This window comes from Sphingomonas sp. Leaf412 (assembly GCF_001425405.1).
In the GTDB taxonomy this organism is placed as follows: Bacteria; Pseudomonadota; Alphaproteobacteria; order Sphingomonadales; family Sphingomonadaceae; genus Sphingomonas.
Genome location: NZ_LMQP01000003.1, coordinates 503,382 through 518,121, shown reverse-complemented (window position 1 = coordinate 518,121; position 14,740 = coordinate 503,382). Strand labels below are relative to the sequence as shown.

The following is a 14,740-nucleotide window of genomic DNA, read 5'->3' as shown; positions in this document are numbered from 1 at the left end:
GTGGATGGTTGGTACGGACCCGGCGAGATGGCCCGGCGCCTCGGCGTCAGCGCGAAGGCGCTGCGCGTGTACGAGCGCGCCGGGCTGGTGACGCCGGACCGGACCGCCGCGGGCTATCGCGTCTACGGCCCGGCCCATGCCGCACGGCTGCACCAGGTGCTGGCGCTGAAACGGCTGGGCCTGCCGCTGCGGGAGATGGCGGCCCTGCTGGAGGGGCGGTTCGCCGCACTCGATGCGGTGCTGGCGCTTCAGCAGGACGTGCTGGCGGCGCGCGTGGACGAGGCGCGGCGCGGCCTCGCGCTGATCGCCGCGGCGCGCGCGACGCTGGCACGCGGGACCGCGCTCTCGCCCGACGATCTGGCACGATTGACGAGGGAGACGACGATGACCGAACAGAGGGACAGGGCCATGGAGGCGGCGATGCGCCCGCATGTCGCGCGGCATTTCAGTGCGGAGGACCGCGAACGGCTGGCGACCCAAGCGCCGCCCTTCGATCAGGAACAGGTGTCGCGCGAGTGGGACGCGCTGATCGCGGAGGCGACGGCGTTGATGGCCACGGGCGATCCGGGCACGCCCGAAGCGAAGGACCTCGCGCGCCGCTGGTTCGCGCAGGTGGAGCGCTTCACCGGCGGCGACCCGGCGACCTTCGCGAAGCTGGGATCGGCGTGGCAGGATGCGATGGCGGACCCGGCGGCGAAGGACGCCCTGCCGATGACGCCCGCGCTGATGGCGTTCGTCGGCGCGGCAAGGAAGGCATAGCTTCCTCCCCGTCCTCCCGCGCAGGCGGGAGCCCAGGGTTACGCGGACGACGGCCGTCGTTCTCCACAACCCCGGGTTCCCGCCTGCGCGGGAACACGGGCACCCCCTGTCCTTTTGCCGCTTCCCACGCCATGTACCGCCCATGCCCGGCCGTTTCGATCACGTTCCCCATCGTCGCGCCCTCGTCAGCCGGCGGGGTCTGGCCGATGCGCTCGCCGCGTTGGAGGGAAGCGGCACCGACCTGCGCCGCGCCGCCACCGCGATCCTGAAACAGGCGCTGGACGACGGCCGCGCGGAGGTCGCGCGGCGGCTGGAGGCGAACCCGTCGCGCGGGCTGGAGGCGGCGAACGCGCAGGCGTATCTGACCGACCAGATCCTGGTCGCGCTGTCCGATTTCACGACCCAGCGCCTCTATCCCCTGTCCAATCCCACCGCGGCGGAGAGACTGACCCTCGTCGCGGTCGGCGGCTACGGCCGCGGGGAGATGGCGCCCTTCTCCGACGTCGACATCGGCTTCCTGACGCCGTGGAAGCAGACGCCATGGGCGGAACAGGTGATCGAATCGATCCTCTACGCCCTCTGGGACCTGGGCCTGAAGATCGGTCATTCCAGCCGCAGCCTGGACGAAATGGTGCGGCAGGCGAAGGGCGACGTGACCGTCCGTACCGCGTTGCTCGAAGGGCGGCACGTCTGGGGCGACGAGCCCCTGTACGAGGAAGCGTCGCGCCGCTTCCGCGCCGAGGTGAAGGCGGGGACCGAGCGGCAGTTCATCGCCGACAAGCTGGCCGAGCGCAACGCGCGCCACGTCCGCATGGGCGACACGCGCTACGTCGTCGAACCGAACGTGAAGGAGGGCAAGGGCGCCTTGCGCGACCTGCACGCCCTGTTCTGGATCGGGAAGTACGTCTACGGCGTGGAGCGCGCGACCGAGCTTGTCGGCGAGGGCCTGTTCACGCGCACCGAATATCGCGCCTTCCACCGCGCGGACAATTTCCTGTGGGCCGTCCGCTGCCACCTGCATCTGGTCGCGGGGCGGGCGGAGGACCGGCTGACCTTCGATTACCAGCGCGAGATCGCGAACCGGATGCGCTACGCCGCCCGACCGGGGAAAAGCGCGGTCGAACGCTTCATGCAATTCTACTTTTTGCAGGTGAAAACCGTCGGCTCGCTGACCGGCCTGTTCCTGGCACATATGGAGGAACGCTTCGCGCGCGCGCGCAAGCGCGACGGGCTGACGCGGCTGCTGCGCGGGCCCAAGAAGCTTGCGGGCTTCGTCCTGGAACGCGGGCGGCTGTCGATCCCCGACGACGATTTCTTCCGCGACGATCCGGTACGACTGGTCGAACTGTTCGCGATCGCCGCGGCGGAATCGGTGGAAATCCATCCGCTGACGCTGCGCTGCGCCACGCGCGACGCGAAGCTGGCCGACGGGGTACGCCGCGATCCGCGCGCCAACGCCTTGTTCCTGGAGGTGCTGACCAGCCGCAACGATCCCGAGCTGGTGCTGCGCTGGATGAACGAAACCGGGGTCATGGGGCGCTTCGTCCCCGATTTCGCGCGCGTCGTGGCGCAGATGCAGTTCGACATGTACCATCACTACACCGTCGACGAACACACGATCCGCGCCATCGGCCTGCTCAGCCGGATCGAGAAGGGCGAGCTGGACACGGACCATCCGCTCGCGACCGACGTGATGCAGAACATCGTGTCGCGCCGCGTCCTGTACGTCGCGGTGCTGCTGCACGACATCGCGAAGGGGCGCGGCGGGGACCATTCGATCCTGGGCGCCGCGGTGGCGGAGCGATTGTGCCCGCGCTTCGGCCTGACCAAGGCGGAGACGGAGACGGTCGCGTGGCTGGTGCGCCACCACCTGTTGATGAGCGCCACCGCGTTCAAGCGCGACCTCAGCGATTTCAAGACGATCCTGGATTTCACCCAGGTGGTCCAGTCGCCCGAGCGATTGCGCCTGCTGCTGGTCCTGACCGTCGTCGACATCCGCGCGGTCGGGCCGGGAACGTGGAACGGATGGAAGCGGCAGTTACTGTCCGACCTGTTCGAGGCGGGGGAGGAAGTCCTGCGGCTGGGGCACAAGCACAAGGGCCGGACCGAGCGGCTGCTGGCGAAGCAGGACGACCTGCGCGTCGCGATGGGGTGGGACGCGGACACGCTGGCCGCCTATGTCCGCCGCCTTCCCGAACCCTATTGGATCGCGGAGCCCGCGGACGTGCTGGCGCGCAACGCGGCGTTCGTGGGCCACGCGGGCGACGCGCCGCTGTCGATCGGGGCGCAGGTGTATCCGGATCGCGGCGCGACATTGGTGACCGTCTACGCCGCCGACCATCCCGGCCTGTTCAGCCGCATCGCGGGCGCGATCCACGTCGCGGGCGGCAACATCATCGATGCGCGCATCCACACGACGCGCGACGGCATGGCGCTCGACAATTTCCTGGTGCAGGACCCGCTGGGCCGGATGTTCGACGAGGCGGAGCAGCTCGCCCGGCTGGAAACCGCGATCCGCGACGCGCTGGCCGAACGCTGGAAACTGGGCGAGCGGCTGAAGGCGAAGCCCGCGCCGCGGGTGCGCGCCGACGCCTTCCGGATCGAGCCCAACGTGCTGGTCGACCACAAGGCGTCGAACCGCTTCACCGTCGTGGAAGTGAACGCGCGCGACCGCCCCGCGCTGCTCAACCGGCTCGCACACGCACTGTTCCTCAGCAAGGTGACGATCCATTCCGCCCATGTCGCCACCTATGGCGAGCGCGCGGTCGATACCTTCTACCTGACCGACCTGACGGGCGACAAACTGGCGCCCGGCGCGCGCGTGAAGACGCTGGAGAAACGCCTCCTCGCGGCGGCGGCGGGGACGGTGTACGAGGAGGCAGCGTAGGGGCGTGCGTTGAGCGGGTGCTACACCAGCGCTACGTAACGCACCTGCCTGCGAGCGTTCCGCGTCCGAACGACGCCGACCCCGCTGCCGTCACCCCGGACTTGTTCCGGGGTCCATCGTGCCGCGCGTACAACGCGCCTTGCTCTCGCGGCACCATGGATGCCCGATCAGGTCCGGCATGACGACTGTGCACGCGATCCGCGTCCGTTCGTTCTGCTCGACACCGATGTCCCCGCGAAGGCGGGGATCCGGTCCGGGCGATGACCGGGAGCACGAGGAAGCCTGACCCGCCCCCGCTCGCGAGCCAAACCGCCGCCACCGGCGGTCGGGGCCCGCCGGACTACTTCGGCGCCAGCACCATCAGCATCTGCCGGCCTTCCATGCGCGGATAGGCCTCGACCTTCGCGACCTCGGCGACCTGCTCGGCCACGCGCTGGAGCACGTTCATGCCGAGCTGACCATGCGACAGCTCGCGACCGCGGAAGCGCATCGTGACCTTCACCTTGTCGCCCTCGCCGATGAACTCGGCGACCTTCTTCATCTTCGTATCGTAATCGTGGTCGTCGATGTTCGGACGCATCTTGATCTCCTTGATCTCCTGCGTCTTCTGCGACTTGCGCGCGAGGTTCGCCTTCTTCTGCGCCTCGTACTTGAACTTGCCCACGTCCAGGAACTTCGCGACCGGCGGGTCGGCGTTGGGCGACACCTCGACCAGGTCCAGCCCGACCTCCTTGGCCTGCTCCATCGCCTCGCGCGTGAACATGACGCCGAGGTTCTCGCCCTCGTGATCGATCACGCGGACCTTGGGGCTCTGGATCCACTCGTTGAATCGCGGGCCGTTCATGGGTGGCGCCTGGTTCGGTCGGCGCATCATGGGAGGACGTATGGGTGTTGCTCCTGCTGGTTCTGTCGCCCGCATATAAGGTTTCGCGCGACGATTTGGAAGGCGGCGCGTGGCGGGCATCGCGGCATTTGTGCCACGCCGCCCGTCACGCCCCGGCTACACCCCCGTCAGCCGCGCAGGTCCGGCGGCGTCGCCTCGTCGCGCAGCGCGGCGATCGCGTCGGCCAGCGCCACGATCTCCTGCCCCTGGCTGCCCAGCCGGCGGATCGCGACGGTGCCCTCGTCCGCCTCGCGCTTGCCGACGACCAGCAGCGCGGGGACCTTGGCGAGGCTGTGTTCGCGCACCTTGTAGTTGATCTTCTCGTTCCGCCGATCCGTCTCGACGCGCAGGCCCGCGCGGCGCAGGTCGGCGGCGACCCGTTCGGCATAATCGTCCGCGTCGCTGACGATCGTCGCCACCACCACCTGCACCGGCGCGAGCCACAGCGGGAAGCGACCCGCGTGATGCTCGATGAGGATGCCGATGAAGCGTTCGAACGTGCCCAGGATCGCGCGGTGCAGCATGACCGGGCGATGCCGGTTGCCGTCCTCCCCCACATAACTGGCGTCGAGCCGGTCGGGCAGCACGCGGTCCGACTGGATCGTGCCGACCTGCCACGTCCGCCCGATCGCGTCGGTCAGGTGGAATTCCAGCTTCGGCGCGTAGAAGGCGCCCTCCCCCGGCAATTCCTCGAACCCGTCCTTGATCGATTGCGGCAGCGACGACGCCAGCACCGCGTCGCGCAATTCCTGCTCCGATTTGTCCCACATCGCATCGTCGCCGAAGCGCTTCTCGGGCCGAAGCGCCAGCTTCACGGCATAATCCTCGAAGCCCAGGTCCTTGTAGACGCTGTCGAGCAGTTCGCAGAATTTCCGCACCTCCTCGACCAGCTGGTCCTCGCGGACGAAGATATGCGCGTCGTCCTGCGTGAACTGGCGCACGCGCATGATGCCGTGCAGCGCGCCGTGCGGCTCGTTGCGGTGGCAGCAGCCGAATTCCGCCATGCGGATCGGCAGGTCGCGGTACGACTTGATCCCCTGCTTGAAGATCAGGACATGCGCCGGGCAGTTCATCGGCTTCAGCGCCATCAGGTCGCCCTCCCCCGACAGGACCGCGCCCTCGTCCTCGGTGTTCGGGATCTCGTCCGGCACCACGAACATGTTCTCGCGATACTTGCCCCAATGGCCCGACTGTTCCCACTGCCGCGCGTCCATCAGCTGCGGCGTCTTCACCTCGGCATAATCGGCGGCGTCGAGGCGGCGGCGCATGTACGCCTCCAGCTGCCGCCACAGGACGAAGCCGTTGGGATGCCAGAACACCGACCCCTGCGCTTCGGACTGCAAATGGAACAGGTCCATGTCCTGCCCGATGCGGCGATGGTCGCGCTTCGCGGCTTCCTCCAGCATCGTCAGATGCGCGTCGAGCTGCTTCCTGTTCAGCCAGCCGGTGCCGTAGACGCGGCTCAGCATCGCGTTCTTCTGGTCGCCGCGCCAATAGGCGCCCGACACGCGCGTCAGCTTGAACGCCTGCGGGTCCAGCTTGCCGGTCGATACCATGTGCGGCCCGCGACACATGTCCAGCCACGCGCCCTGCTTGTAGACCGTCAACTCCTCGCCGTCGGGCAGTTCGGCGGCCCATTCGGCCTTGAACGTCTCGCCCTGCTTCGTCCACAGGTCGATCAACTGCTGGCGCGACCACACTTCGCGCACGAACGGTTCGTTGCGCGCGATGATGCGGCGCATCTCCTCCTCGATCGCGGGCAGGTCTTCCTCGGTGAAGGGACGGTCCTTGGGCGCGAAGTCGTAATAGAAGCCGTCGTCGGTCGCGGGCCCGAAGGTGATCTGCGTCCCCGGGAACAGATGCTGCACCGCTTCGGCCATCACATGCGCGAAATCGTGGCGCGCCAGTTCCAGCGCGTCCTTCTCGTCCCGCTGCGTCACCAGCGCCAGCTGCGCGTCGCGCTCCAGCGGGCGCATGATGTCGCGCAGCTCGCCGTCGACGCGCGCCGCGATCGCCGCCTTGGCCAGGCCGGGGCCGATCGCGGCCGCGATGTCGGCGGGCGTGGTGCCGCGGGCGACCTCGCGGACCGAACCGTCGGGCAGCGTGATCGAGAGCATTTCCATGGAACCGGCCATCCTGTCAGTCGTGTGGCACGCGCTTATGCGCGTCTGCCGTGCAAGAGCAACCGGAAGGGCAACGGATCGGACGCCGGTCGCTCGGCCCGCCCGATCGGGACGGGCGCACCGGCGCGGAAATCAACCGCGCGGGACGCCCGCCGGGGCGGTGGTAGTGAGCGGGGCGCGGGCGATCGGCATCAGGCGGATATAGCGGGCTTGCGGCTAGCACACCAGTCGGGGCGTTTCGATGTTCACGCGGAGGCGCGGAGACGCGGAGGATTTCGTGCCCGGCCTTCTCTGCGAGCCGCCAGCGGCGGGTCATTCACAATACCCGTAAGCTATTGCTGACGCGGGACGATCGCCACGGATGCATCATCTCCGCGTCTCCGCGCCTCCGCGTGAACATCACTGCCATTCCTGAAAGCCGCCGCGCTCCTATATTCACTCTATGGCGTTCGACTTCGGCATCCCCTCCCCCATTTTGATCGCGCTCGGCGGGCTATTGATCGTCATGCTCGTGGCACGGCGCATTCCCATATTGGGGCGGCTGGTCAGCCTCGCCTTCTGGATCGTGGCGATCGGGTCGCTCGTGCTGCTGACGATGGAGCGCGAGCGGCTGGACCCCTGGCTGGCGCGGGTGGCGGCGAAACTGAACCTGGAAAGCCAGGAGGTCGCCGGGTCCGAAACCCGCATCCGCATGAGCCCCGACGGACATTTCTACGTCCGCGCGCAAATGGGCGGCACGACGCGGCGCTTGCTGGTGGACAGCGGCGCGACGATCACCGCGCTGTCGCCGCGCACCGCGGAACTGGCGGGGGTCGAACCGCGCACCTCGCCCTTCCCGGTGGTGCTGCGGACCGCGAACGGCAACGTGCAGGCGCAGACCGGGCAGCTGGCGGAGATGCGCTTCGGCAACGTCGTCGCGCGCGACCTGACCGTCGTGGTGTCGCCCGCGTTCGGCGACGTCGACGTGCTGGGGATGAACTTCCTGTCGCGGCTGAAATCGTGGCGGGTGGAGGGGCGGACGCTGATCCTGACCCCGCACCATCCGCAGGCGAAGGCCGCCTAGCCGTCAACGTCGCGCCGGAACGTCTCGGGCAACAGCACCAGCCCGACCACCACAGTCAGTGCCGCAACGACGACGGGATACCACAGGCCGTAGAAGATATCCCCCGTCGCCGCGACCATGGCGAAGGCGACGGTGGGCAGGAAGCCGCCGAACCACCCGTTGCCGATATGATAGGGCAGCGACATGGATGTGTAGCGGATGCGCGCGGGGAACAGCTCCACCAGCATCGCCGCGATCGGGCCGTAGACCATCGTCACCAGCAGGATCAGCGCGGTCAGCACCGCCACCACGGTCACGCGGTCGATCCGCGCCGGGTCCGCCTTCGCCGGATAGCCCGCGGCGGCCACGGCGGCCTTCAGCCGGTCGTGATATGCCTTGATGCCTTCAGCACGCGCCGCACCTGTCACGATCGCAGGATCGGGCGCGACCAGCGTCGCGTCGCCGATGCGGATCGCCGCGACGGTGCCCGCCGGCGCGGCGACGTTGGCATAGTTCAGGCCGCCCTTCGCCAGCCACGATTTGGCGATGTCGCAACCGGTCGCGTCGAACCTGTTGCGGCCGACGGGGTCGAACTGGAACGAACATTCCGCGGGATCGGCCACCACCGTGATCGGTGCGCGCGCCGACGCCTCCGCCAGTGCGGGGTTGGCCGCGCCCGCCAGCGTCGCGAACAGCGGGAAATAGGTCACCGCGGCGATGGCGCAACCGGTCAGGATGATCGGCTTGCGCCCGATGCGATCGCTGAGCCAGCCGAAGAAGACGAAGAAGGGCGTGCCGATCGCCAGCGCGACCGCGATCATGACATTGGCGGTCGCGCCGTCGACCTTCAGCGTCTTTTCGAGGAAGAACAACGCATAGAACTGCCCCGCATACCAGACCACCGCCTGCCCCGCGACCGCGCCGAACAGCGCGATCAATACCCATTTCAGGTTGCCCCAGCGCGCGAACGCCTCAGTCAGCGGCGCCTTCGACGTCGCGCCCTCGTCCTTCATCTTCTGAAAGACGGGGCTCTCCGCCAGCTGCAACCGGATCCACATCGACACCGCCAGCAACACGATCGAGACGAGGAACGGCACGCGCCAGCCCCAGTCCGCGAACGCCGCCTCCCCGATCCACGTGCGCAGCCCGATGACGACCAGCAGCGCCGCGAACAGCCCCAATGTCGCGGTCGTCTGGATCCAGCTGGTGTAGAAGCCGCGCTTCCCCGCGGGCGCATGTTCCGCGACATAGGTCGCCGCGCCGCCATATTCGCCGCCGAGCGCGAGGCCCTGCACGATGCGCAGCGCGACGAGGATGAACGGCGCCGCCACCCCGATCGTGGCATAGCTGGGCAGCAGCCCGACCGCGAAGGTCGACAGGCCCATCAGCCCCATCGTGACGAGGAACGTGTTCTTGCGCCCCACGATGTCCCCGACGCGCCCGAACACCAGCGCCCCGAACGGCCGCACCGCGAACCCCGCGGCGAAGGCGGCGAGCGCGAGGATGAAGGCCGTCGTCTCGTTCACGCCGGAGAAGAATTGCGCGGAGATATAGGTGGCGAGCAGGCCGTAGAGGTAGAAGTCGTACCATTCGAACACGGTGCCCAGCGACGACGCCGCGATCACCAGCACCTCGCGCCGCCCCTGCCCCGGATGCGACGATCCGTCCGCTGTCGTCCCCACGCTCTGTCTCCCCGCGCCTTATGTTAGCGTCACCATGACGCGTGCCGGTGCCCTTGTCGAAAACTTTGCGATGGCGTCGCGATCGATTCTTGCGTTTGATGCGTGCCATGTCGACACCCTTCGCCCCCCGCCCCTTCACGATCGCCGTCCCCGACGCGCGGCTGGACGCGATCCGCACGCGCGTCGCGGCGTTCGACTGGTCCGCGATGCCGGATGCGGGCGGATGGGGTTCGGGCGTCGGGCTGGCGGACCTGCGGCGACTGGTCGATCACTGGACGGGCGGCTACGACTGGCGCGCGCAGGAGGCGTGGCTGAACCGGTGGCCGCAGTTCACGGCCACGGTCGACGGGCAGTTGCTGCATTACGTCCATGTCCGCGGCGACGGATCGCGCCCGCCGGTGATGCTGGTCCATGGCTGGCCGGGGTCGTTCGTGGAGTTCCACGCGCTGATCGCGCCACTGGTCGCCGACGGGCATGACGTCGTCGTCCCGTCGCTGCCCGGCTACGCCTTCTCCGGACGCCCCGCGACGCCGATCGGCCCGCGGCGGACGGGCGAGCTGTTCCACGCGCTGATGACCGGTCTGTTCGGGGATACGCCGTACCTGTTGCAGGGCGGCGACTGGGGCGGCGCGATCACCGCGTGGATGGCGCAGGCGCGGCCGGAGGCGGTGGCGGGGCTGCACCTGAACATGGTCCTGATCCAGGCGGAGGATGCGACGCCCGACACCGCTGCGGAGCGCGACTGGGCGAAGGCGCGGGCGCGGACGCTGGCGGAGGAATCGGCCTACGCCCACCTTCAGGGCACGCGCCCGCAGACATTGGGCGTCGCCATGAGCGACAATCCGGTCGGCATCGCGGCGTGGATCCTGGAGAAATTCGGCGTCTGGGCCGACGTGCCGCGCGACGCGGACGGACGCCCCGACCTGTGGCGGGCGTTCGATGCCGACCTGCTGCTGACCAACATCATGCTGTACGTCGCGACGGGATCGTTCCCGACGTCGACATGGATGTACCGCGGGCGCGTGCTGGAGGGATCGGGCACCTTCCCCGCGGGCGCGCGGGTGCGCGTGCCGACCGCGGTGGCGGCCTTCCCCGACCCCGTCTTCGCCCCGCCGCCGCGATCGCTGGTCGAGAAGACGCACAACGTCGCGCGCTGGACCGACATGGCGTCTGGCGGCCATTTCGCGGCGCTGGAACGCCCCGCGGCGCTGCTGGCCGACATGCGGGCGTTCTTCGCGGACCGGACGTAGCATCTGCCGTCACCCCGGACTTGATCCGGGGTCCATCGTGCCGCGAGCACAACGCGTGAAGCCCTCGCGGCGCCATGGATGCCGGATCAGGTCCGGCATGACGAAACGGCTACAACCTCGCCAGCCGCGCCTTCACCACGGACGCCAGCCGGTCCGCGATCCGCCCCACCCCTTGCGCATTGGGATGCACCCCGTCGGGCAGCATCAGCGACCGGTTGCCGATCACGCCCGCCAGCACGAACGGGTCCAGCACCGCGTCATGTTCCGTCGCCAGCGCGGGGTAGATGGCATTGAACTTGCCCGCATAATCCGGCCCCAGATTGGGCGGCGCCATCATGCCCGTCAGCACGACGGGGATGCGACGCTTCGCCAGTTCGTCCATCATCGCCGCCAGATTGGCGCGCGTCTCCGCCGGGTCGACCTGTCGCAGGACGTCGTTGCCGCCCAGCCCCAGCATGACGAGGTCCGGGGTCCGCGCCATCCGGTCCAGCGTATAGGCCAGCCGCCGCCGCCCGCCCGCGGTCGTGTCGCCCGACACGCCCGCATTGACGACCGTCGCGTCGATCCCGTCATCGCGCAGCCGCTGCTGGATGACATCGGGCAGGCCCTGCCCGCGCGACAGGCCGTATCCGGCGTACAGGCTGTCCCCGAACGCCAGGATCAGCCGCTTCGGCCCCGTCACCGGCACTGTCGCGGCGGCGCGCGGCGCGGGCGCGTCAGTACGGTTGGCGACGGCTGCCACGGGCTCCTGTCCGCATCCCGCCAGCATCGCGGCTTGGAGAAGCGCGCCCGAGGCCGCATATGTCCGGTACTTCATTCCTGCGCGGTGTCCCCGATAATGTCTTCCGACGATATGGTCATCGCCGCGCGCGATGTAAGGCTGACGCTCGGCGGATCCGCGCCAGTCGAGATTCTGCGCGGGGTCGACCTGTCGGTGGCGGCGGGGGAGAGCGTCGCGCTGCTCGGCGCATCGGGATCGGGCAAGTCGTCGCTGATGGCGGTCCTGACCGGGCTGGAACGCGCGACCGGCGGCACGGTCCGCGTCGCGGGGCAGGATTTCGCCGCGCTGGACGAGGACGAACTGGCGATCGCCCGCCGCGGGCGGCTCGGGATCGTCTTGCAGGCGTTCCACCTGCTGCCGACGATGACCGCGCGGGAGAACGTCGCGGTGCCGATGGAACTGGCGGGAATGCCGGACGCCTTCGCGCGCGCCGCCGCGGAGCTGGACGCGGTCGGCCTGTCGCACCGGCTGGATCATTATCCCACGCAATTGTCGGGCGGCGAGCAGCAGCGCGTCGCGATCGCGCGCGCGCTGGCCCCGCGCCCCGCACTGGTCTTCGCCGACGAGCCGACGGGGAACCTCGACGGGGAGACGGGGGAGCGGATCATGGACCTGTTGTTCGACCGCCGCCGCGCGACCGCGGCGACATTGGTCGTCATCACGCACGACGCCGCGCTGGCCGCGCGATGCGACCGCATCGTGCGGATGGTCGACGGACGGATCGCGGCGTGAGGGTAGCCCAGCGACGTTGTGCTCCCGCGAAGGCGGGAGCCCAGTCCGGGTCCCCGCCTTCGCGGGGACACAATGGGTCGGGCACTTCCGCATGACCGACTGGCGCCTCGCCTGGACGCTCGCCCGGCGCGAACTGTCCGCGCGCTTCCGAGGGCTCCGGCTCCTGCTCGTCTGCCTGTTCCTCGGCGTCGGCGCGCTGGCGGCGATCGGCAGCCTGACGGGCGCGGTCGCGGACGAACTGGCGTCGCGCGGGCGCGTGCTGCTGGGCGGGGACGTCGAGCTTTCGGTATCGCAACGCGGCGCCGACGCGGGCGAACTGCGCGCGATGCAGCGGCTCGGCCGCGTGTCGCAGACGGTGCGGATGCAATCGATGGCCGTCACCCCCGCGGGCGCGACCGCGCCCGTGCAGCTGAAGGCGGTCGACGCCGCCTATCCGCTGTACGGCGCCTTGCGGCTGACGGACGGGCGGGCGGTGCGCGCGCCCGCGGACGACGGCGTGTGGATCGCGCCCGCACTGGCGGAGCGCCTGCGCGTGCGCCCGGGCGACGCCCTTCGCTTCGGCACCGCCATGTTCCGCGTCGACGGCATCGTCGCGGAGGAACCCGACCGGCTGGGCGAGGGCTTCACGCTGGGACCGGTGGCGCTGGTGTCGCAGCGCGGCCTCGCGCGCACCGGGCTGGTCCAGCCGGGCAGCCTGTACGAAAGCAAGTATCGCATCGCCGCGCCGTCGCGCGATCCGGCCGCCGCGATCGCGCGCTTCACCCGCGCCTTCCCGACCGCGGGCTGGGAAACGCGCACGCACGAACGCGCCTCGCCGGGCGCCAGCCGCTTCGTCGCGCGGATGGGCGAGTTCCTGACCCTCGTCGGCCTCGCCGCGCTGGTGATCGCGGGGATCGGCGTCGGCAACGGCGTCTCCTCCTATCTGGAGGCGCGGCGGCAGAGCATCGCGATGCTGAAGGTGCTGGGCGCGACGCGCGCGATCGTCAGGCGCGTCTATCTGTTGCAGGTCGTCGTCGTTGCGGGGGTCGGCATCCTGCTGGGCCTGATCGCGGGCGTGCTGGCGGTCCCCGCGATCGGGGTCGCGGTCGGCGCGGTCCTGCCGGTCGCGCCGGGGCTGACGCTGGAGCCGGTGCCGCTGGCGCTGGCGGCGGCCTACGGCCTGCTGATCGCGCTCGGCTTCTGCGCGCCCGCGCTGGTCGCCGCCGGACACGTGCCCGCCGCGGCGCTCCTGCGCGGTGCGCTCGACCGGCGCAGCGATGGCCGGTGGCAGGCGGCGGCGTGGATGGCGGGGGCGGCGGCGCTGGTCGTCGCGCTGGCGCTGGCGACCAGCGAGCGGGCGCTGTTCGCGGCGGGGTTCCTCGCCGCCACGGCCGGAGCGTTGCTGCTGCTGGTGGCATTGGGGCGAGCGATACGGGCCATCGCCGCGCGCCTGCCGCGACCGCGCAGCCCGCTGCTGCGGCTGGGCGTCGCCGCGCTGTACCGGCCGGGCGCGCGCACGGTCGCGCTGGTCGTCGCGCTGGGGCTGGGGCTGACGCTGTTCGTGCTGCTGGCGACGATCCGCACCAGCCTCGACGGGAACATCCGCAAGACCGTGCCCGACCGCGCGCCCGCGCTGTTCGCGCTCGACGTGCCGCCGGAACGCGAGCGCGACTTCCGCGCCACCGTCGCCGCCGTGGCCCCGAAGGCGACGGTGGCGACCGTCCCGCTGATGCGCGGCACCATCACCGCCTACGGCGCCACGCGCGTTGCCGACCTGAAGGAAATTCCCGAGGGCGCGTGGGCGCTGCGCGGCGAACGCGGGCTGACCTTCGCCGCCGCGCTGCCGCCGGGCAGCACGCTGGCGGCGGGCCGCTGGTGGACCGCGGCGGAGGCGCGGCGGCCGCTGGTGTCGGTCGACGAGCGGCTGGCGCGGGCGCTGGACCTGAAGATCGGCGATCCGCTGACCGTCTCGGTCCTCGGCCTCGAACGCACCGCGCGCGTCGCGTCGTTCCGGCGCATCGCGTGGGACACGCTGGGGTTCAACTTCGTCATGGTCTTCTCCCCCGGCGCGCTGGCGGACGTGCCGCACAACCTGGCCGCGACGATCGACATGCCCGCGGCGCAGGCGCCCGCGGTCACGCGCGCCTTGCTCCCGCGCTTCCCCTCCACATCGGTGGTGGAGGTCGGCGGCGTGCTGGGGCAGGTGCAGGCGATCGTGCGCCAGATGACGACCGCGATCACCGCCGCCGCGGGCATCGCGGTGCTGGCGGGGATCGCAGTGCTGGTCGGCGCCATCGCCGCGGCGCGCGCCGCGCGGACCTACGATGCGGTCATGCTGAAGGTATTGGGCGCCACGCGCGCGCAGGTGCTGGCGACGCAGGGAATCGAATATGCGCTGCTGTCGCTGGTCGTGGGCGGCGTCGCGCTGCTGCTGGGCAGCGTCGGCGGCTGGTACGTCGTGACGCGGCTGTTCGCGTTCGACTGGCTGCCCGACTGGGGCGTCGTCCTCGCCACGCTCGGCATCGGCGCGGGCGTCACGATCGCGGTCGGCCTGCTGGGCACGCTGCCCGTCCTGCGCGCGCGCCCCGCGGCGGCGTTGCGGGAATTGTGACCCCGCAACGC

Annotated in this window: 10 protein-coding genes; 6 read left to right on the top strand and 4 right to left on the bottom strand. The window is 70.3% G+C overall.

Annotated features, from left to right (window positions below):
* Positions 1-27: 27 nt before the first annotated feature.
* Complete coding sequence (locus ASG29_RS09590) at positions 28-759, top strand: MerR family transcriptional regulator (protein WP_055983198.1); 732 nt, start codon at positions 28-30, stop codon at positions 757-759.
* A gap of 142 nt (positions 760-901) precedes the next feature.
* Complete coding sequence (locus ASG29_RS09585) at positions 902-3,646, top strand: [protein-PII] uridylyltransferase (protein ID WP_055983196.1); 2,745 nt, start codon at positions 902-904, stop codon at positions 3,644-3,646.
* Between the two features lie 340 nt (positions 3,647-3,986).
* Here the strand turns inward: ASG29_RS09585 and infC are convergent, their stop codons facing one another.
* Together infC and thrS are read right to left on the bottom strand one after the other, a co-directional pair.
* Positions 3,987-4,520: a translation initiation factor IF-3 gene (gene infC / locus ASG29_RS09580; RefSeq protein WP_055983194.1), complete on the bottom strand. Its 534-nt coding sequence runs from the start codon at positions 4,518-4,520 to the stop codon at positions 3,987-3,989.
* A 137-nt stretch (positions 4,521-4,657) separates the two neighbouring features.
* A complete protein-coding gene (gene thrS / locus ASG29_RS09575) occupies positions 4,658-6,646 on the bottom strand; it encodes a threonine--tRNA ligase (protein WP_055983192.1) in 1,989 nt (662 codons plus the stop codon).
* A gap of 448 nt (positions 6,647-7,094) precedes the next feature.
* Between thrS and ASG29_RS09570 the strand changes: the two genes are divergently transcribed.
* Positions 7,095-7,715, top strand: a complete 621-nt coding sequence (locus tag ASG29_RS09570) for a TIGR02281 family clan AA aspartic protease (RefSeq protein WP_055983190.1) — start codon at positions 7,095-7,097, stop codon at positions 7,713-7,715.
* Here the strand turns inward: ASG29_RS09570 and ASG29_RS09565 are convergent.
* Entirely contained in the window at positions 7,712-9,376 is a 1,665-nt protein-coding gene (locus tag ASG29_RS09565) for an MFS transporter (protein WP_055983188.1), read from the bottom strand. The genes ASG29_RS09570 and ASG29_RS09565 overlap by 4 nt on opposite strands.
* 107 nt (positions 9,377-9,483) lie before the next feature.
* On the opposite strand from ASG29_RS09565, the gene ASG29_RS09560 reads away from it, so the two are divergent.
* A complete protein-coding gene (locus ASG29_RS09560; RefSeq protein ID WP_055983186.1) occupies positions 9,484-10,626 on the top strand; it encodes an epoxide hydrolase family protein in 1,143 nt (380 codons plus the stop codon).
* A 109-nt stretch (positions 10,627-10,735) separates the two neighbouring features.
* Here ASG29_RS09560 and ASG29_RS09555 read toward each other — a convergent pair whose 3' ends face one another.
* Positions 10,736-11,443, bottom strand: coding sequence for an arylesterase (locus tag ASG29_RS09555; RefSeq protein ID WP_055983184.1), 708 nt, complete (start codon positions 11,441-11,443; stop codon positions 10,736-10,738).
* A 21-nt stretch (positions 11,444-11,464) separates the two neighbouring features.
* On the opposite strand from ASG29_RS09555, the gene ASG29_RS09550 reads away from it, so the two are divergent.
* Positions 11,465-12,139: an ABC transporter ATP-binding protein gene (locus tag ASG29_RS09550; RefSeq protein WP_055983182.1), complete on the top strand. Its 675-nt coding sequence runs from the start codon at positions 11,465-11,467 to the stop codon at positions 12,137-12,139.
* Between the two features lie 91 nt (positions 12,140-12,230).
* The gene (locus tag ASG29_RS09545; protein WP_055983180.1) at positions 12,231-14,729 is read left to right on the top strand and encodes an ABC transporter permease; all 2,499 of its coding nucleotides are present in this window, start codon (positions 12,231-12,233) and stop codon (positions 14,727-14,729) included.
* Positions 14,730-14,740: the final 11 nt, after the last annotated feature.